The following is a 19,455-nucleotide window of genomic DNA, read 5'->3' as shown; positions in this document are numbered from 1 at the left end:
TTTGATGATACGGCAATGTTCTGAAAGAAGTGCCTTTCAATTAAGAAACTAACCCCTACAATAATACACCAGGAGTTATTCAGGGGCTACATCAAAAATACATCAAAAGCACCAAAAATATGCTCTGTTTTGCAATTATCGGCAATTTGAGTATTAGGAAGAATACTGCAATTTTTGTTTTGAGTTGTATGGCTATTTGAGCTATTGCTGTTTAGAATCGGGCAATGAACTCCGTGAGGTTGTCCGTTCTGTCCAGCTCCAGTTTTTTCCTGAGTCGATACCGTGCGATCTCTACGCCACGTGTTGTTATATTCATTAGTTGGGCAATCTCTTTCGTTGACAGGTTCATTCTTAGGTAATTTGAGAGCTTTACTTCCTGGGGCGTAAGGTTGGTGTATTTGCTTCTCAATCGTTGGGTGAAGTCTCCGTGGACCTGATCAAAATATTGTTGGAAATGTTCCCACTCGTCATCACTCGAGATGTTCTTCTCAATTTTTTTGATCATATCCTTGATCAGCTTATTGCTGCCATTTTTTTTATCTGAATTAATAATGTTCATGAGCTCGTCTTTTAAACCTGTTAGAAGCTGGTTTTTATCAATGAGGTTCATGGTGGAGCTAGCCAGTTCCTTGTTTTTCGAGTTGATGTCCAGCTCCAGTTTTTCATTTTGAAGTCTCATGATCTCAGCGTTTGATTTTTCAGACATTTGCTCAAATTCATGATCTTTTCTAATCAACTCCCGCTGCTGTTTTATGGTCATGGCTTTTTTCTCGTATTTATGCCTCAAGCCTTGCCATAGGAGGGCACCACCGATAAACATAAAGCCAAGCAGGATGTAAGACAGGTAGGCAACACGTGTTCTATACCATGGAGGTAGTATGATAAATCGATAGGTCGATTGCTCGCTTACTACATCATAGATGTTTTTGGCCTGAACCATAAATTCGTATTTACCCTCTCTGAGGTTGGTATATTCCTTTTCAGTACTGGGTTGCCAATCAGACCAGTCCTTATCAAACCCTTTAAGGAAATAGCGATATTCCGTGTCTTCATCTGCAAACGTGGAGCTGAATTCAAAAGAAATAGAATTATAAGCGAATTTGTACTCAGGGGACTGATTAGAAGGCTGATTCATGGTGATGATGCCTTCGTCTGAAAAGCTTCCTGAAAACAGCACGCTATCCACATTGGTCGAGGTGATTTTGCGGATGAGGATGTTTATGGGGTTCAGTAGGTTGGTGGGTTGCTTGGCATCATAGTGTATGAATCCCTGATAGGCGCCGAATAGCACTTCATTGAACCCCACAACGGAAATGTCTTCCAGATCATCATTAAGCTGTGTTCGTATTTTATTGAAGATCTGGGTTTCCAGGCTAAATTTTCCAAATCGATCTTTCTTCAATACCCCACAAAAGTTTTTCGCAATGAAATAGATGTTTCCATAAGGGTCCTCCTCCATTTCACGCACGTGGATTTCCGGTCCCAGTAGTTGTGTGAACTGTTTGTGTAGGTGAAATCGGTCGGTTTGTTTGCTGTAAGCGTAAATCCCTTGTCCTGTACAGAAAACAAATTCATTATTCACATGAAACACGTTGATCAGTTGGTTAGTCGCGAAACCATCCTCTTCACCATAGTATTTAACATTTTTGAACGATTTGTAATCTTCTGATGGTTCAAGTTTGTAAACCCCCTTGTAGCCGTGGGTCATCCATATGGTGCCGTCCAGCTCTTCTTCAAATACCCTCGATGACTCTTCCAATCCTTTGATGTAGCCATGGTGATTCCAGTTGCCATTTTCTTTGGTGTAGAGTTCGAATCCAGTGTACCCTCCCTGAAGCAATATATTCTGTCGGCTTCTTGGGATCATAAATTTCCAGGCACCATAAACATCTGCCAGCTTTTTAATTTGATTGTTCTTCATAATCATAGCGGTGTTGTTGTGGCCGATAAATATGGAGTTGTTAAGCTCTGTAATAGAGTAGACCTGACCTTCAGCCAGTTTTCTGGAGCTGTAATGACTTACAGTATTGTTGATATTTCTTTCAAAAAGGAATAACCCATTGTTTGTCCCCATGAGTACCCCTTCGTTGGTTGGGTAACTGCAATAACCTGCACCCTGCACTCCATACTCTTCGTTGATGTAGGTGAAAGGGGAGGAGCTTTCAATTTTGGCAAGTCCGTTGTTCTGGCCAACCCAGATATTCCCATAATCATCCTCCATCAATCCAAGAATGTCACGATCATTAAAGCCCCTGCTGCTATCATGGTGGTATAGCACCTTGCCATCAGCGCTAAGGATGTAAAGCCCGCTGTTATGGGTCCCTACTGCAATCCGATTTCCTGAAAGCTGTTTCATCAGGCTTATGCGTGTTGACTTCAATACCTTATTTGCTGGAGTGTTCCATGGCTCCATGGTATTCCCGGTGTATTTATAGATGCCTGCATTTTCAGTGGCAACGAGCAGATGGTCACGCGTAATTGGGATCAGGCCGGTAACTACCTTGTCCGACATCCCATCAGAACCTATCAATGGAACCAGCTCATCATTTTCTATAAATGAAAGACCTGAATTGTCTAATTGAACGTAGATGCGAGATCCAACTAAATAGGTATTAATAATGGATGATTCAGGCTTGATTATTTTGGGTTGGTTGAACCTGTAAATGAATATGTACTCTGTGGTGGCAAAATAGACAGTGTTGCCGATGATATGTGTTTTCCAAACCTCATCCAGCTCCTGATATTGCTCGTCAAGGTCGTCGGAAAGGGAATGATAACTCAATGATCCAGAACCATCAGGGAAGAAGTAACCAAATTGATTCTGAGCAGACACATAAATTCTTCCAGTGGAATGAATGGCTATTGAGCGGACCTTGGTGCCATTTGAGACCGGATAAGTCTGCCAGTTAGTTCCGTCATATTCCAGCAGTCCGTAGTTGTTGGCAAGGTAAATTATGCCTCTGTTATCCTGTGACAGATCGCTGTTTTGCATACCAGCTCCATACTCTTTAGGCATGTAAGTCCTGACCAAAGGGATTCCTTTATAATCTCCGGCTATACTCATGAATTGATGTATAGTCAGGGCTATTAGGAGGATTGTAGTAGTATAGGGTCTTGAAATCATGGTAAATGTTGTAAGTATTGAATCCGCCATAAATATGCTTCATATGACATTTAAAGCCTCATTTTAAGTCCCGTTGTTGTGGTTTTGATGTAGTGTGATTAGTATTTTGATGTAATATTGATGTGGTACAATATAATGCATTCGTGGGATTCTATTTGAAAATTTGAAGAGTCGATTGAGTAAAAATTATGAAAACAATAAAATGACTTACTCGAAAGGCGTTCGAATTAACAACTAAATAATCCTAATTATGAAGAAAATTGGACTCAGTGCAATCTTATGGTCAGTGTTGATCACAAGTTTAACTCTACTAGTATCTTGTAAGGACGAGGAGCCTGGCAAGGACGGTGACGGAAATGGCGGAACTAACCCTATCGCAAGTTTCCAGTTTGAAATAAGCGAATCAAATTATCTGGAAGTAACCTTTACGAATTTTTCCCAAAATGCAACTTCGTATGCATGGGACTTCGGTGACGAGGGCAGCTCGGCCGAAGAAAGCCCTGTATATTCTTATGCAGACACTGGTACCTACGTTGTTAAATTAACAGCGATTAATGATGCCGGTACTCATACGTTTGAGAAAACCATCGAAATTACTGATCCGGAAGCAGCATCTAAGTTGCTACATGGTGAGGTGTCTAAAACCTGGAGCCTATACAGAGCAGAGACAAGTATGGGTGTTGGACCTGATGCGGCAGGTGCAAGAAGCTGGTGGTCATTGGCCAATGATGGCTCAAGACCATGTGTATACCACCACACATTTACTTTCAATGCTGATGGCTCGTTCGTTTTTGACGATATGGGTTCATTCTGGGGTGAAGGAGCAGTCTTCGCAGGAGATCTTAAAGAAACTTGCTTTGATGCTACAGCTACAAATATGGTGAATTCAGATGGAGCGGATGTGAGCGCATGGTTGTCAGGAACACACGCATTTACCTATGAGCCTTCTACAGGTAAAATAACCTTGAATGGTACTGGAGCATGGATGGGTCTTCCTCAACTCGGAACTGCCGCTGAGGCGATCACTCCTGAGGCATCAAAATCTTTCAGTGCTAAAATTGAGCAATTTACAGGCTATGATCTATTGACAGTTTCTTATACATATGACGGTCTGTATTGGGACTTCACTTATGCTAGTTATTCTGATGCTAGCCTTCAGCCTGATATAGTAACAGAAGCTGCTCCATTTGGAGAGGATCTGGCTAACATTACTCCGGATGAGTTGTCACATACTTTTGTTTCAGCGGAAAGCTTTGTTTTACTTGGAACTCTTGGAGGTGCTTCAGTGATCACGCCTGGTGTAGATGATCCTGCGGATGCTGCAGCAGCAAAAGTTGCTCAGTTTGATAGAATTGCTTCAGATTACCAGGAAGCTCAATTAACTATCAGCCCAGATCCTTCAGATATTACTTTCACTAACCTGACTACTATTTCTGTAGATGTATATCTTCCTAGCAGCAATGATTATTCTACTACATTGACTAAAGGAGTTGTACTTGGATTCGCAGATCAGAGTGCGACTCAAGAGTGGTGGACAGACATCTACCAGTATGAGGCTACTGATCTTGCACTTGATCAATGGCATACACTTACCTTTCAAATTGATACCCCGGCATGGGATTCAAACAATGGTAACTCTCCTCTGGATAGAGATGATCTCGATATGTTCTATATCGGAATAGGTGGAAGCGGACACAGCGTAGCTGGTACCTTCTACATCAGAAACCTTTCTATTCAATAAGACCAGTGCTAAGCGCCTCAGGGTTGTCCTGACCCTGAGGCCTTTAAACAACTATTGACTGTTCCTGACTGATAAGTGATGTATTCGATTTTGAACAACTTTAAGTATTTATTTTTGGCAATGTTACTACTTACCGCATGCGGCGAAGAGGGTGGTGATAATGTCGAAATGACCGATCCTTCTGATCTGGTAGTAGATGTTGAGGTCTCAACAGATGGCTCCGGGTTGGTTAGTCTTGAGGCAAGCGCGATCAATGCTGAAGGTTTTCAATTTGATATGGGAGATGCCTCTGAGGTGATCTTCAATACATCCGGGCAAGTAATCGACTACAAATATGAAACAACAGGCATTTATGCTGTTGAAGTTCGGGCGATTGGTAAAACGGGCAGATACGTCAAAAAGGAAATGTCTTTGAGTGTTCAGGTGGGAGATTCCGGACCGGTTACTCTTGAAGATGGATATGCTACTCCGATCTCCTATGATGGGATGTCCCTGGTGTGGAGTGATGAGTTCAACGGCTCTTCCCTCAATACAGATGACTGGACCCATGAAATAGGGAATGGATGTCCCGGGCTGTGTGGCTGGGGTAACAATGAACTGGAATACTACCGATCTGAAAACACCTGGATTGAGGATGGAGCGCTTGTGATTGAGGCACGAAAGGAAAACTTTCAAAGTAACAACTACACCTCATCAAGGATCATAACAAAAGGGAAGAAGTCTTTTCAATATGGCCGTGTGGACATCAGAGCACTTTTACCAAAAGGTCAGGGAATTTGGCCCGCACTTTGGATGCTCGGTGACAACATTGACGCGGTGGGATGGCCAGCTTGTGGAGAGATCGATGTCATGGAACTCATAGGAGGTACCCCGAATGGAGACAATACCTCATATGGCACTGTACACTGGGATAGTGGTGGTCATGCAGAACACGGAGGTAGCTATACGCTGTCATCCGGAATATTTAACAACGAATATCACGTCTTCTCCATCATTTGGGACTCAAGTGCAATCAAATGGTATGTGGACGATGAGCAATATCAAACAATTGATATAACACCAGCGACCTTAAGCGAATTTCATGAAAAGTTCTTTTTCATTTTCAATGTAGCCGTGGGCGGTACCTGGCCGGGAAATCCGGATGGGAGTACTGTGTTTCCGCAACAGATGAAGGTGGATTACATAAGGGTTTTTCAAGCCAATTAAATGATGAAAACAATGAATAAGGTTATCAAGCTATTAGCATTAGCCCTTTTGGTGATCATTACGATAAAAGGCTGCTATATGATCGGAAAGAACAGCGAGGAGAACTCATCCAAATACACCACAGAGGTTTGGGCTGATGAATTTGATTATGCAGGCTTGCCGGATTCTACCAAATGGAGTTATGATGTAGGAGATGGTTGTCCTGATAATTGCGGGTGGGGTAATAATGAATTGGAGTATTATACTGAAGCGCGACCAAAAAATGCTCGTGTCGAAGATGGAAAGCTGATCATTCAGTTACACAAAGAATCCTTTGGTTCACGTGAATATACCTCTGCAAGACTAACAACAAAAGGTAAAGGCGACTGGAAATATGGCAGATTCGAAATTCGTGCCAAGCTGCCTTCAGGTTTAGGTACCTGGCCTGCTTTGTGGATGCTTCCAACTGACTGGAAGTATGGAGGATGGCCTGAAAGTGGAGAGATAGATATCATTGAGAAAGTAGGCTACAGTCCGGATACCGTTGTGGCAGCTGCTCACACAGGAGCTTACAATCATGGGATTGGCACACATAAGAATGCTTATCACAAGGTAGCAGACAATGATGAAGCGTTTCACACTTATGTGCTGGAATGGGAAGAAGATGAATACCGTGTATATACGGATGACGAACTCTTTTTCACCTTCAGGAATGAAAATAAAACCACCTCAGAATGGCCTTTCAACCAGCGGTTCCATTTGTTGCTCAATATAGCATTTGGTGGAAATTGGGGTGGAAAAATGGGCATCGATGATGCCTCCTTGCCCGCCACTATGGAAATAGATTACGTAAGGGTGTTTCAATAAAACATGCCCAGAAACAACAACTTTAATCAAGTAACAATGCAAAGAAAATTTTACAGAATCTTATCGATGCTTTTCGTATTGCTAATATCTACCCAGGTATTTGGGCAAGAGAAGCTTAGCGGAAAAGTAATCGATGATCAAACCGGGGAGGGAGTTCCCGGAGCGACGGTAATGGTCAAAGGGACCACTAACGGTACAGTAACAGATTTTGATGGTAACTACTCTTTGGAGGTTAATTCAGAAGATGCGGTCATCACAGTTTCTTTCATAGGTTATCAACCAATGGAAGAGGTTGTTAATGGTAGATCTGTGATCAATTTCGACATGCGAACGGATATAACTGAGCTTACAGAAGTGATCGTAGTGGGTTATGGAACTCAGAAAAAGAAGGTAGTAACAGGGGCAATTGCCTCAGTGACCTCTGAGCAAATTACTCAAACGCCCGTCCTAAGAATGGAACAGGCGCTACAAGGACGTACTCCTGGGGTGCAGGTTACCAATTTGTCAGGACAGCCGGGTGAGGCACCTACAGTGAGAATTCGTGGTGCAGGAACTACCGGAAATGCGGAGCCACTTTATGTGGTAGATGGAATGGTAGTTGGAGGAATAGACTTCCTAAACCCTGGGGATATTGAGAGTATAGATGTATTGAAAGATGCTGCTTCTGCAGCGATCTATGGAGCGAGAGCAGCTAATGGTGTTGTTTTGATCACCACCAAATCCGGAGTGAAAGGACAAATGAATGTTTCATACTCAGGGTATTATGGTATTCAAAATGTAAACAATACACTCGATATGCTCAATGCTGAGCAATATCGTGAATTTATGAATGAGGGAGCCAGAAACGCCGGATTGACCGAGCCTTTTGACCTGAATCAGGTGCCGGCTCATGATACCGACTGGCAGGATGTGCTTTTCGAAAGAAATGTACCGATCATGAATCACCAGATCACGGTTTCCGGTGGTACAGATAAGTCTACTTATTCATCTTCACTATCCTATTTTTCTCAGCAGGGAATTATCGGAGGAGACAAGTCTCAGTTTGACAGGATTACTGCAAGGCTAAATACTTCACATAAAGTGAATAAGATTTTCAGTTTTGGAAACAATATCGCTTACTCACATATCATTCGCAGAGGGATATCAAGCAACAGTTCATTCAACGGTGCTTATAACGGTGCTTTAAACCTGGATCCATTAACCCCTGTTTACGAAACGGATACTGCTATTCTTAATAATCAGACTCCTTATGCAGATCAACCGGTTGTAACCGATGAGGATGGAAATGTTTTTGGAATATCTAATTATGTAGGAGCAGAAATTGTCAACCCTTTGGCGCTATTGGCTAATACTTACACCGAGACTCGTGTGGATAAGATCGTTGGAAATGTTTACGGGGAAATTGAGCCTATTTCAGGATTAAAACTTAAGACAAGCTATGGTATTGATCTGGCTTATGTGCTTAACGATAGCCACTCACCCATTTATTATCTAAATGGTGCACAGAATAGGGACATTTCCAATGTGAATAAAGGCATTGACCGATACTTCACCTGGCAATGGGAAAATACGATGATATATACCAAAAACATTGGTGATCACCATATGAGTGGTTTGTTGGGTATTACAGCTCAGGAAAGGGTTTTTGAGAATATTACCGGATTTACGGCAGGTGCTTCAACGGCTGATCCTGACAATGTTTACTTAGTAATGGGTGTTGATTCTCTCGATAGAGTCGGAGGTGGTGCATGGCACTCGACACTTTACTCTCAATTTGGTAGGGTTACTTACGATTATAAAGACAAGTATTTATTTACTGCGATCCTTCGTCGTGACGGCTCGTCAAAATTTGGTCCCAACAAGAGATTTGGTATTTTCCCATCTATTGGAGTAGGCTGGGTTGCGAGTGATGAGGCATTTCTTCAAGATCTTGGTCCGGTTAACTTCCTGAAGCTTCGTGGATCATGGGGAGTTAACGGTAACCAGGAGATTGGGGACTATCAGTTTGTATCGACTATCGACCGAACAAGAGGATACCTGTTTGGTTCTGGCCTGGCGATTGGTGCCTCTCCGCAATATTTGGAGAACGCAGACATCCACTGGGAAGAATCAGAGCAAATTGACGTGGCGTTAGATTTTGGATTGTTCGACGATAAACTGACCGGATCATTTGATTACTATGTGAAGACGACAAAAGGGCTATTAGAAAAGGTTCCTATTCCTGGTCACGTAGGTAATGAGGCTCCTGTTTCCAATGCCGGATCGGTAGAGAATAAGGGTGTGGAGATTGCATTGAACTGGAGAAGCAAAGCCGGTCCGGTTAACTACACTATAGGTGCTAACGCTGCCTATAATAAGAACACCATGACCAAAATTGCCAACTCACAGGGTGAACTTCCGGGAGCAACCTGGGGGGTTGCAGGCCAGGTAACCAGAGCTAAAATAGGGCTTCCTATCGCATACTTCTGGGGTTATAAGACAGACGGTATTTTCCAGAGCACTGCGGAGGTCTTCCAACACATCAACAGTACTGGTGATTTGCTACAGCCTAATGCGGTAGCCGGAGACGTTCGTTTTGTGGACGTGAATGGCGACGGTCAATTAAACGATGAGGATCGTACGATGATCGGTAACCCAAATCCTGACTGGACCTTCGGTTTCAACCTGTCAGCAGACTATCAAGGGTTTGATGTCGCAATATTCCTTCAGGGCTCATTGGGCAATGATATCTTCAATGGTACTCAAAGAAATGACCTGAGGTATACCAACAGGACCACTGCTGCATTGGACAGATGGACAGCTGAGAATCCATCCAATACCACCCCAAGATATACCTGGATTGATACGAACAATAATGAGCGCATTTCAGATCTGTACATCGAGGATGGCTCTTTTGCGAGATTGAAAAACGTTCAGATCGGATACAACCTTCCTAAGGGAGTATTGGAGAAAATAGGTGCTACGAACTGGAGGTTCTATGTGTCAGGGGAGAACCTGCTAACCTTCACCAACTACAGTGGTGCAGATCCTGAAATAGGAGTGATGGATGGTGCTAATGGACAGAAAAGTGCATTTAACGTGGGTATCGATAGAGGTATCTACCCTCAGGCACGCACCTTCCGAGTTGGTACAACACTTACTTTTTAAGATTTAAAGGAAAATGACCATGAAAAAGATATATATCATAGCTGCTTTAGCCGGAATGTTGATTTCGGGTTGTTCAGAAGATTTTTTGGACACACAGCCTTTGGATAACGAAGTATCATCCAACTTTTATCAGACAGAGGAGGATGCCATGGAAGCCCTTGTGGCGGTGTACGATGCCCTGGGTTATCAATCTACCCCGGGAGTTTCCTGGGCGCCGTTTCAGGCTGTATCTGATATGCTTTCAGATGATGAGTTTGCTGGTGGATCTGATGCCAATGACGGAAAATTTCAGGATGAGCTGAATAACTTCAATATTTCGACCTCCAACCCGGTTGTTCGTTCTCTTTGGATGAAGAACTACGTTGGAATCTACAGGGCCAATTTACTGCTGGAGAAAATTGGAGGTATTGATGCAAGCGATGAGTTTAAGGCTCGCGTAATTGCAGAATGTAAATTCATGAGAGCCTACTTCTACTTCGAGTTAGTGAGGTTCTTTGAAAACATCCCATTGATGACTTCTACTATTAAAGGTCCTTCAGGATATGTTCAGGAACAAGCTGAACCGGCAGATGTTTACAACCAGATCGCGCTTGATTTGGTAGAGGCTGCTGAGGACCTTCCGGGAGTGATCCCGGCCACCGAAAAAGGAAGGATATCAAAATGGGCAGCACAGTCCTTATTGGGAAGAGTGTACCTGTTTTACAATGGTGTATATGGCGCAGACCTTATAGCCGGAGATGTAACCATCAATGCGCAGGCTGCGGCAGACTACCTGGATGACGTGATTGATAATAGTGGTCATGACCTGATGGCTGACTATGGTGACATCTTCCACCTTTCAGGGGAGTTTGGAATAGAATCTGTTTTTGAGATTTCTTATGGAGATGATGCTACCTGGTGGGACTGGGGCTATGTGCGCGGGGGCGAAGGCAACCTGGCAGCTCAGCAGCAAGGTCCGCGTGTAACCAATTCAAACAATTGGGACCGGGGATGGAGCTTTGGAACAGTATCAGAGAAGTTGGCTGCTGACATGACCGGTGATCCAAGATTTCAGCACACGATCCTTACAGAAGGTGAGCTGGATGGTGATTTAGCTTACGGATACCAACATACCGGATACTTCAATAAAAAGTATTCATCAGATGCGGAGCATCAGAGTGCCGGAGGTCAGTTTGAGCTCAACCGTACCTGCAACTATCGTGTGATCCGTTTTTCGGATGTGCTTTTGATGGCCGCAGAGCTGGGAAGTCCCAATGCTCAGGATCACCTGGACAGAGTGAGAGCAAGAGTAGGACTGGGCAGCGTGCCGGTTAACCTGGACAATATTTATAATGAAAGAAGAATGGAGTTGGCATTAGAGGGAATCAGGTACTTCGACGTAATCAGACGAGGTATGAGCTATGCCGATGCCCAATTATCGAGTAGTGGTGTGCGCGGAACTAACTACGTAGGAGATCAGCAGATCTTTGATGTTAGTTTCAATTCCTCCACAAATGGGTTCCTTCCGATTCCTCAGGAGGAGATGGATATCATTTCGGGAACCTTCACTCAGAATACAGGATATTAAGATCAAACCAACCAACCAGCGGTTTAGTAGTTGTTTCTAAACGGGCGAGGCTACCTCTTTTAAGGGGTAGCCTCTTGTTTTTTGGTGTTGATTGGCCTTTAGCGTTAGCCATTGGCTGTTTGCTTTTGACCTCTACAATTAACTATGAACTGATAACCGGAAACTGAAGGCTATTTAGCTTTTGGCCGTTAGCTGTATGCTTTTAGCGTTAGCTGTGGACTGCTCACGAAGAAATCCTGCGTTTAGAAAAGTTTAGCATTTGGTCCTTGGTCGTTTAGCCTTTGGCCTTTCCAACCAGCGCGGAAGTTACTTCCGTGATAGAGATGATTCAGGCCTCAGACCTCTATATATGAATCATTTGGCACAACCGATTGATTGTCTGAATATTAACCCATTTTGGACAATCAGACCTTTAATATTATTGATGATCTATCAGGAGGTATTCAATAAACTCCCCATTCATGCACTCCTCCTGAAACACCCTCCTGAAAGGTCATTTCTAATTTGAGAGTCGTAGTTTTTACCGGTTCGAATTGAATTTCCGTCCATCCGTCTTTGACGATATTGATGCCGTCAGGCACGTAGACAGAACGCCATTTGCCATTTTCCAGGTATTTCAAGTCAATTGATTTTGGTATCCGACATCCTCCGTTGATGTCTTCATCATCAAAAAAGTAAATTCGAGCTGTACCTACTTGTTCCTCTTGTGGAAACTCATACTTCAACCATGCTGTAGTTCCGAATTGAGGCCACCAGTGGACAAAGGAGCTTTCATGGTCGGAGGCCGATTGAGGTTCATACTGATCGGCAATTTTTTGAATTTGACCTTTTACTCCTTCGGAAGCATCTACACTGGAGAGATAGGCAAGACTTGGTTGTGCTATTTCCCTTGCAGCGCTCAAAGTATAAGGAAGCCAAACAAGCATGTTGTCCTTTCCCCGATTAGCCCACATGAAATAGGGGATCGCTTTAAGCTCCAGTTTTTCGAGTTCTGCTTCATTTTCATTTATTTTTTCGGACACGAGATAGCCATTAAAATTCAGGGTGATGATACCTCCGAAAAGCTGCTCATCAAATTTCTTCATTACGGAAACCGTATCCGGTACAAGCAAGCTGAGAATGCGATCATCTTCCTGATCCTTTCCTTCCAGGCAATAGACCAGAGGCCCACTTTTTAGCGCGAATCTTCCTTTGTCTGATTCAACTTTTTCGTTCGCCCTTATTTTATGAATTTCCATTGGTAGATCCATTTCTATGAGATCACCCTTTTTCCACTTTCGGGAAATTACTATAAAGCCCTTCTCCAGCCTGGGTTGAACCATTTTACCATTTATTTTAATTGAAATTGGTTCACTCGACTGATTGCTTACCATATATAAATCAAGAGGTACTGTTTGCCCTTGAGCCCAACCCGGGATTCTCATATAAATGGTAAATGCTAAAGCCTTCTCAGGGTCAATTTGCAAACTGATTTTACCATCCCACGGGTAGTTGGTTTCCTGGCGAATACTAACAGAGGAGGTTTGACCATTTTTTAATTTTTGCTGAATACTCGTTTGACTGGCCGCATATTGAGTGATATAGATGTCATTCCCTTTTTGTCCATAAAACAGACCAGACAAAGAGTTGTAAAATCGGCTCAGATTGGGCGGACAACAAGCACATCCAAACCAAGGGGTACGCTCCACATTCTTTCGACTTTCTAACGGATTAGGATAGAAATAGTGATCTCCTGATAAGGACAGGCCAGCATTGAGGGCATTGTAGATGGTCAGTTCCAGTACATCAAGATAGCGACTCTCACCCGTCAGCTGAAACATTCGTTGAGACCACAAAACAAAAGAGATAGAAGAGCAAGTCTCGTTGTAAGCAGTGTAATTGGGCAGATCGAAAGAACCCCCAAAGCCCTCATTACTACCAGTAGCTCCAACCCCGCCAGTGAGATAAATTTGACTGCCGACGATGTCCTCCCATACAGATATCATCGCTTCATCGTATTCTTTGGAGCCTGTCAATGCTGCCACATCTGCTGCTCCCATGAACATATATCCCAGTCGAACGGCATGACCAACGGCTTTACGCTGATCCTTTAGATTTTGATGATTTTGCGAATATTCTTCTCCGTAACCTCGCACGTCGATAAAGTATTTGGCAAGGTCCAGCCAGCGTTCATCATTGGTTGCCCGATACAGCTTGATCAGGCCTACTTCCACCTCCTGATGTCCGGGTGCTTTTTCTAGTTTTCCAGGGCCGAAATCCTGATAGACTAATTCGGCATTTTTAAGGGCGATATCCAGAAGTTTTCGCTTTCCAGTAGCTTCATAATAGGCTACTGCCGCTTCGTACAGATGTCCGACATTGTAAAGTTCGTGGCTCAATTTGTCAACATTTTCCCAGCGGTCACCTTCCAGCCAGTTGAATGTTCTCGGCTTGTTAGGTATGTCAGCAGGTACCTGCTGATTCGTTTTATTATAAATGGTTCTCCAGGTGTACAGATATCCATCTTCTTCCTGAGCATTTCCAATTAATTGAATTAATCGATCTACCTCAGCTTCCAGTTCAGCATCAGGATAAACTTTTAAAGCATAGGCAGCACCCTCTATGCTTTTGTAAACATCCGTGTCGTCAAATGGATATTGAGTGCAAATTTCACCATCCGTAACTCCTGCTGCAATCTCAAAGAGCTTTACCCTAAAGGTTTCTTCATTTTTTTGAAATGTAGCCGGAATCGTAATCTTTCGTGCCGTTTCCATACGTGGCTGCCAGAAGGAATCCTGCATTTTCACTTCATAAAATGGAATGGCCTTGATTGGATAGTCATTTTGTGAAAAAGCCTGGAAGACAATCACAAGAGAAAATAGGGTATAGGTAGTTTTAGTAATTAGAGATTGTAAACTTTGGATAGTCATAGTTATCAATATCAGGTTATTAGTTGTTGTTCGCGATGAAAGGTTGAGCTAATCTGGTCCTTGCTTCTTACAATATACAATTAAATTAAAAGTAGCTTGTCTGTTTCTTCTGTTGGTGATGTGGCATTTAGCCCTTTGCTATTGGCTTTTAGCCGTTGCGTGAACAAATTAATTGTCATGTTGAGCCTTCGCTAGCGCACGCGTGTCGCGTGTGTCAATTTCTATTAAAGTTTTCTTCATATTCATCCATTCTTCAATTCAATCAAGAAAATCTATTTCCAATAAACCTTTACCTCCGGAGTAATCAATAGCACTACTGTACCTCCAGTGCCAGCCTTCCAATACAAAACCTGCAGCGACAGGGTTTTCATGAATGTACGCAACTTTTTGATCGATTACGGGCGCACTCCAAAGTTCAATAGGTTTGTTATGGTGCTGCCACAATTGTTTTCCTTTTACATTACTGGAATTAGTAGCTGCTCTTTCCATCATCCACAACATTCATTGAGCTCTGCTTTCTTGTGGATTGTTCTTAATCTCTTTTTGAAGCTTCTTGGAGGTGTATTCTTTGAATCTACAGAGAATGGCTTCTTGATTGTTTTCTTGAGCAGAAAAGATCAGATGTAAATGACTCGGCATAATACACCAACAAAAAATATTCCTTCCTTTGTTTTTGCGACAGTAATCAAGACTTTCAATAACAATGGAACTATAAGAGTCTCTGACAAACAGGTCAATCCAATATACAGTAGCGAAGCTGACGAAATAGAGTCCTTCGGGATTATGAAACTTATACTTTCTACTCATTTCAGAAAAATATTAAGAATAATGGAATTGTGTGAAAGCACACGCGACAAGCGTGCGCCAGCGGGGGGGGGGATATTGTGCAGAGAAAGTAGTTGATGCAAAGACTAATTCTCCCACGCTGGCCCACGCGCAATGTCGTTAAGGACGGTATATGATAGTAAAGCACAAGTGGACACTTGCGCCAGCTCCTCATTTTTAATATTACATCCTTAGACTAGTTGGGGAATTGCGTGAAAGCACACCCGACAAGCGTGCGCCAGCGGGGGGACAAGAAAGGTTACCGACTTTTACTTAGATATTTTTTGAATTTCTTTCGGTCAACAAAGTTCACCTTAAAAGTGAGTTCAGTCAAAATCCCTTGTTCAAAATCCCTGATTGAAGGGTTAAGGCTTCGTTTGTTGATAATAATGTCATCTGGTAGGAATTCGCTTATTAATGCCGAAAGATTCGGGTCATAATTTTTATAAGTGGTGTCGGACATAAATGGTATTAGGAAAGATTCTTGCCCATTTGATTGGATGATTAAAGTATCAATATCATTTTCAAATGCAACAGTTACACCTGAGTATCCAGATGAGTTTGATTGAATCACATGATAAAATGCCATTTGTTCAAACTGTTGAAAATCATTCAAAACATACTTGGCATATTCCTGCTTGATTTTGTCATTTTGTTCGTTTGATGATAACCATTCTTGAATCAGTCTTTCCTTATTGGAGCTGTGCCAAATGCTGTCAATCCGGAAGAAGTCCAGCAGGCTATTTAGTCCTTTGGGATGGTTTATAGTTTCAATGAGACTATCAATTAAATGAGGGCTAATTGAACCAAGTGGTTTATTTGGAGTTCTGTTTTGAATATCATCCCAGTTCGGAATTCTCCCTTGATAGATTCGATGTAATGTGTCTGGGTATTTGTATTCACTTGTTAACGTAAGGTTAGGTAGACTATCATGTAAATTCAGTTTGTAAACCCTTCCGTAAATCACGTTATAGTTGTTGTTGTATTCATCAGCGATTACCAGTCTGTCAAATTCGGATTTATCAACCAGTTGGCTTGTTGCGGACAAATGACTTAAAATCAGAAATAGAAATGTCAGATTTCGCATAACAACGGTATATATATAAACCTCCAATATAACCGCTTTCTACAATGAAGGCAAATGACCGCCATTTCTGACCCTAGCCATACCTCCTGTTAGGTTGTAGTACCTTTTGTCGGGGAACAATTGCTGCAATTGCTGAATGGCCTGTTCGCTGCGCTTGCCGGATGCACAATAGACGAGGATCGAATCATGATCTTCCAGTTCCGTGTATCGCTTCGAAATCTCATTTAGTGGGATATGAAGTCCACCGAGGCTGGCTACCTCCCTTTCATGAGCATTTCTTACATCCAGCAGACTGAATACTTCCTGGTTTTGTTCGTAGTCGCTGTAGTCAACCTCCGCAATCTGTGACGTTGGAGCCGCACAGATTAAATTGATCGTTTCCAGTTTCTGAACCTGAATGGCAGGGTCCTTTTCAAATGGGAAAATAATGTTGTCCATGCTCAGCGTATTCAGGGACAATAGTTTTCCCGATAGGACATCGCCTGTACCAAGGATGATTTTCAATACCTCGTTGGCCATATAACCTCCCGTAATTCCGGTGATCACTCCCATGACCCCCACCTCGGAACAGGTAGGCATTTCCTGAGCATTCATGGGTTTCGGGAATAGGCAGCGATAGGTGGGGCCGTTTTGATAGTTGTACACGGAGAGCTGACTTTCATATTTGAAAATGGAGGCCATCACCAGCGTTTTGCCCGTTAGCACGGCAGCATCATTGGCCAGGTACTTAGTGGTAAAATTGTCACTACCTTCTACAATCAGATCATACTCCTCAAATAAGGAAATTGCATTGGAGGCATTTAAAGCTTCAGGGTAGGTGCTGATCTCAATGTCCGGATTCATGGCTTCCAGTCGTTGCTTAGCGACATCCACTTTAAGTTGTCCTATATCCTGTTCGGTATAGAGGATTTGACGTTGAAGGTTGCTGCGGGAGACCTTGTCCTCATCGATGATACCGATTTTACCGATGCCGGCTGCCGACAGGTATTGTAGTGTCGGACAACCCAGTCCTCCTGCTCCAATCATGAGAACACTAGCGGACTTGAGCTTCAGCTGGCCCTCGAGTCCGATGTTTTCCAGTAAGATATGTCTGGAATAACGATCCTTTTCTCTTGCTGATAATGTCATGCTACCATGCTTTTTCCCAATCTTTCCATACCGGTTCGATTCCGCTATTGCTTAGCATTGCCCTGATATCCTCTGTACTTCGTTCATCGGAGATTTCGAATTGCTCCAGAGATTGTCGCTCCACGACATAGCCGCCTGGGTTGGTTTTGGATTCGGCACTCATGGAGGTGATCCCCAATTGGGTAATATGATCTCTGAACCTTGGTGTTTCTCTTGTAGAAATAGAAAGCTCTACATCTTCATCCAATATTCGATAAGCGCAGATGAGCTGGAGCAGGTCAGAATCAGTCATTTCTACCTTTGGCTCTAGTCCTCCACTAAATGGCCTTAGTCGAGGGAATGAAATCGAATAGCGGGTCTTCCAATAGGATTTTTGCAGGTATTTCAAATGTAGCGCCGTAAAAAAGCTATCAGCCCGCCAGTCTTCCAGTCCAAATAACGCACCCAAACCTATTTTATGTATTCCCGCTTTCCCAAGTCGGTCGGGTGTTTCCAATCGGTAATCGAAATTGGATTTTTTGCCTTTTGGATGATGCGTTTTGTATGTGGCCCGATGGTAGGTTTCCTGATAGACCAGTGTCGCATACAATCCCTCGTTGATGAGGAGTATATACTCATCCTGATCCAGTGGCTGTACCTCCATGGAAATATTGGCAAAATGAGGCTTTAGTAGCCGGATCGCATTTCGCAAATAGTCCGTACCAACCGTTTGATTAGCCTCACCGGTTACCAGTAGGATGTGCTGGTATCCTTTCTTTTTGAGATGGTTAGCTTCCAGAAGGATCTCTTCATCCGTCAATGTCTTCCGCGGGATTTTATTCGTTAGACTAAATCCACAATAGGTGCAGATGTTTTGGCACTCGTTGCTCAGGTAGAGGGGTGCATACATCTGCATGGTATTGCCGAACCTCCTTCTGGTGATTTGCTGACTTTTCCGAGCCATTTCCTCAAGGAAGGGACGCGCAGCAGGAGAGATCAATGCCTTGAAATCCTTCAGGTCAGGCTTGGTTTTGGACAATGCGATCTGCACGTCCATTGAAGTCCTGGAGTTGATATCACTCAAAACCTCATCCCAATCATATTGATCCAGAAGCATATTAAACCTGGTCATACAAAAACTGGGTTAGTGGACTACTGGCTTCTGCTGTTTTTACTGTTTTGGCAAGCTGGGCTTCATATGCCATGCGACCCGCTTCAACAGCCATTTTAAAAGCAACCGCCATATCTACCGGGTTCGGGGATACTGCAATGGCAGTATTGACCAATACCGCATCAGCACCTATTTCCATGGCGTGGGCCGCATGGGATGGACTTCCAATTCCAGCATCAACGATAACCGGTACATTGCTTTGCTCTATGATGATCTCCAGAAAATCCAGCGTTTTGAGCCCTTTGTTGGTGCCGATAGGAGCCCCTAATGGCATCACGCATTGTGCTCCAACTTCTTCCAGGCGTTTGCAAAGTACAGGGTCTGCATGGATGTAGGGCATCACCACAAATCCCTGCTTCACCAGCTCCTCGCATGCCAGTAATGTTTCCATGGCATCGGGCAAAAGGTATTTTGGATCGGGATGAATTTCCACCTTGATCCAGTTGGTTTCCAGGGCTTCTCTGGCCATTTGAGCTGCGAAAACAGCTTCTTTGGCATCGCGAACTCCTGAGGTGTTAGGTAGAAGACTAAGGCGCTCATGGGCGAGACCATTGAGTAATTCATCTTCTTCATTTTCTGCTTCCACACGTTTCAGAGCCACCGTGACCAACTCACTTTCTGACGCCAGGACGGCATCGCGCATCAATGTTGGATTACTGAATTTTCCCGTTCCGGTGAATAAACGGGAGTTAAATGTTTTATCTGCTATGGTTAACTTTTTCATG

The 19,455-nt window shown here is 43.3% G+C and carries 13 protein-coding genes; 5 read left to right on the top strand and 8 right to left on the bottom strand.

The annotated features are described in order from the left end of the window. Positions 1–211 precede the first annotated feature (211 nt). Positions 212–3,154, bottom strand: a complete 2,943-nt coding sequence (locus NXR94_RS07955) for a triple tyrosine motif-containing protein (protein ID WP_258104086.1) — start codon at positions 3,152–3,154, stop codon at positions 212–214. 220 nt (positions 3,155–3,374) lie between these two features. Here NXR94_RS07955 and NXR94_RS07950 point away from each other — a divergent pair, with 220 nt between their 5' ends. From NXR94_RS07950 to NXR94_RS07930, 5 genes are all read left to right on the top strand, one after another. Then, positions 3,375–4,865, top strand: coding sequence for a PKD domain-containing protein (locus tag NXR94_RS07950; protein ID WP_258104085.1), 1,491 nt, complete (start codon positions 3,375–3,377; stop codon positions 4,863–4,865). Positions 4,866–4,985: 120 nt separating this feature from the next. Continuing rightward, a complete protein-coding gene (locus tag NXR94_RS07945; RefSeq protein WP_258104084.1) occupies positions 4,986–6,071 on the top strand; it encodes a glycoside hydrolase family 16 protein in 1,086 nt (361 codons plus the stop codon). 12 nt (positions 6,072–6,083) lie between these two features. Then, a complete protein-coding gene (locus NXR94_RS07940; protein WP_258104082.1) occupies positions 6,084–6,917 on the top strand; it encodes a glycoside hydrolase family 16 protein in 834 nt (277 codons plus the stop codon). Positions 6,918–6,953: 36 nt separating this feature from the next. Next, a complete protein-coding gene (locus NXR94_RS07935; RefSeq protein WP_258104081.1) occupies positions 6,954–10,064 on the top strand; it encodes a TonB-dependent receptor in 3,111 nt (1,036 codons plus the stop codon). 19 nt (positions 10,065–10,083) lie between these two features. Continuing rightward, positions 10,084–11,631 carry a RagB/SusD family nutrient uptake outer membrane protein gene (locus NXR94_RS07930; RefSeq protein ID WP_258104080.1) on the top strand — a complete coding sequence of 516 codons (1,548 nt, stop codon included), beginning with the start codon at positions 10,084–10,086 and terminating at the stop codon, positions 11,629–11,631. A gap of 443 nt (positions 11,632–12,074) precedes the next feature. Here the strand turns inward: NXR94_RS07930 and NXR94_RS07925 are convergent, their stop codons facing one another. The 7 genes from NXR94_RS07925 to NXR94_RS07895 form a co-directional block, all read right to left on the bottom strand. Continuing rightward, positions 12,075–14,540, bottom strand: a complete 2,466-nt coding sequence (locus NXR94_RS07925; protein ID WP_258104079.1) for a glycoside hydrolase family 127 protein — start codon at positions 14,538–14,540, stop codon at positions 12,075–12,077. 258 nt (positions 14,541–14,798) lie between these two features. Further along, positions 14,799–15,032, bottom strand: coding sequence for a hypothetical protein (locus NXR94_RS07920; protein WP_258104078.1), 234 nt, complete (start codon positions 15,030–15,032; stop codon positions 14,799–14,801). Between the two features lie 9 nt (positions 15,033–15,041). After that, positions 15,042–15,347: a transposase gene (locus NXR94_RS07915; RefSeq protein WP_258104077.1), complete on the bottom strand. Its 306-nt coding sequence runs from the start codon at positions 15,345–15,347 to the stop codon at positions 15,042–15,044. 277 nt (positions 15,348–15,624) lie between these two features. Then, complete coding sequence (locus NXR94_RS07910; protein WP_258104076.1) at positions 15,625–16,452, bottom strand: hypothetical protein; 828 nt, start codon at positions 16,450–16,452, stop codon at positions 15,625–15,627. A 39-nt stretch (positions 16,453–16,491) separates the two neighbouring features. Then, complete coding sequence (locus NXR94_RS07905; protein ID WP_258104075.1) at positions 16,492–17,580, bottom strand: HesA/MoeB/ThiF family protein; 1,089 nt, start codon at positions 17,578–17,580, stop codon at positions 16,492–16,494. Between the two features lies 1 nt (position 17,581). Continuing rightward, positions 17,582–18,691 carry a 2-iminoacetate synthase ThiH gene (gene thiH / locus NXR94_RS07900; RefSeq protein ID WP_258104074.1) on the bottom strand — a complete coding sequence of 370 codons (1,110 nt, stop codon included), beginning with the start codon at positions 18,689–18,691 and terminating at the stop codon, positions 17,582–17,584. Further along, the gene (locus tag NXR94_RS07895) at positions 18,678–19,454 is read right to left on the bottom strand and encodes a thiazole synthase (protein ID WP_258104073.1); all 777 of its coding nucleotides are present in this window, start codon (positions 19,452–19,454) and stop codon (positions 18,678–18,680) included. Before NXR94_RS07895 ends, thiH begins: the two co-directional genes overlap by 14 nt. Position 19,455 lies beyond the last annotated feature (1 nt).

This window comes from Marinoscillum sp. MHG1-6 (genome assembly GCF_024714475.1).
Classification (GTDB): domain Bacteria; phylum Bacteroidota; class Bacteroidia; order Cytophagales; family Cyclobacteriaceae; genus JAMZMI01.
The sequence above is the reverse complement of the archived record's forward strand: the minus strand, read 5'-3'. Positions and strand labels throughout refer to the sequence as shown.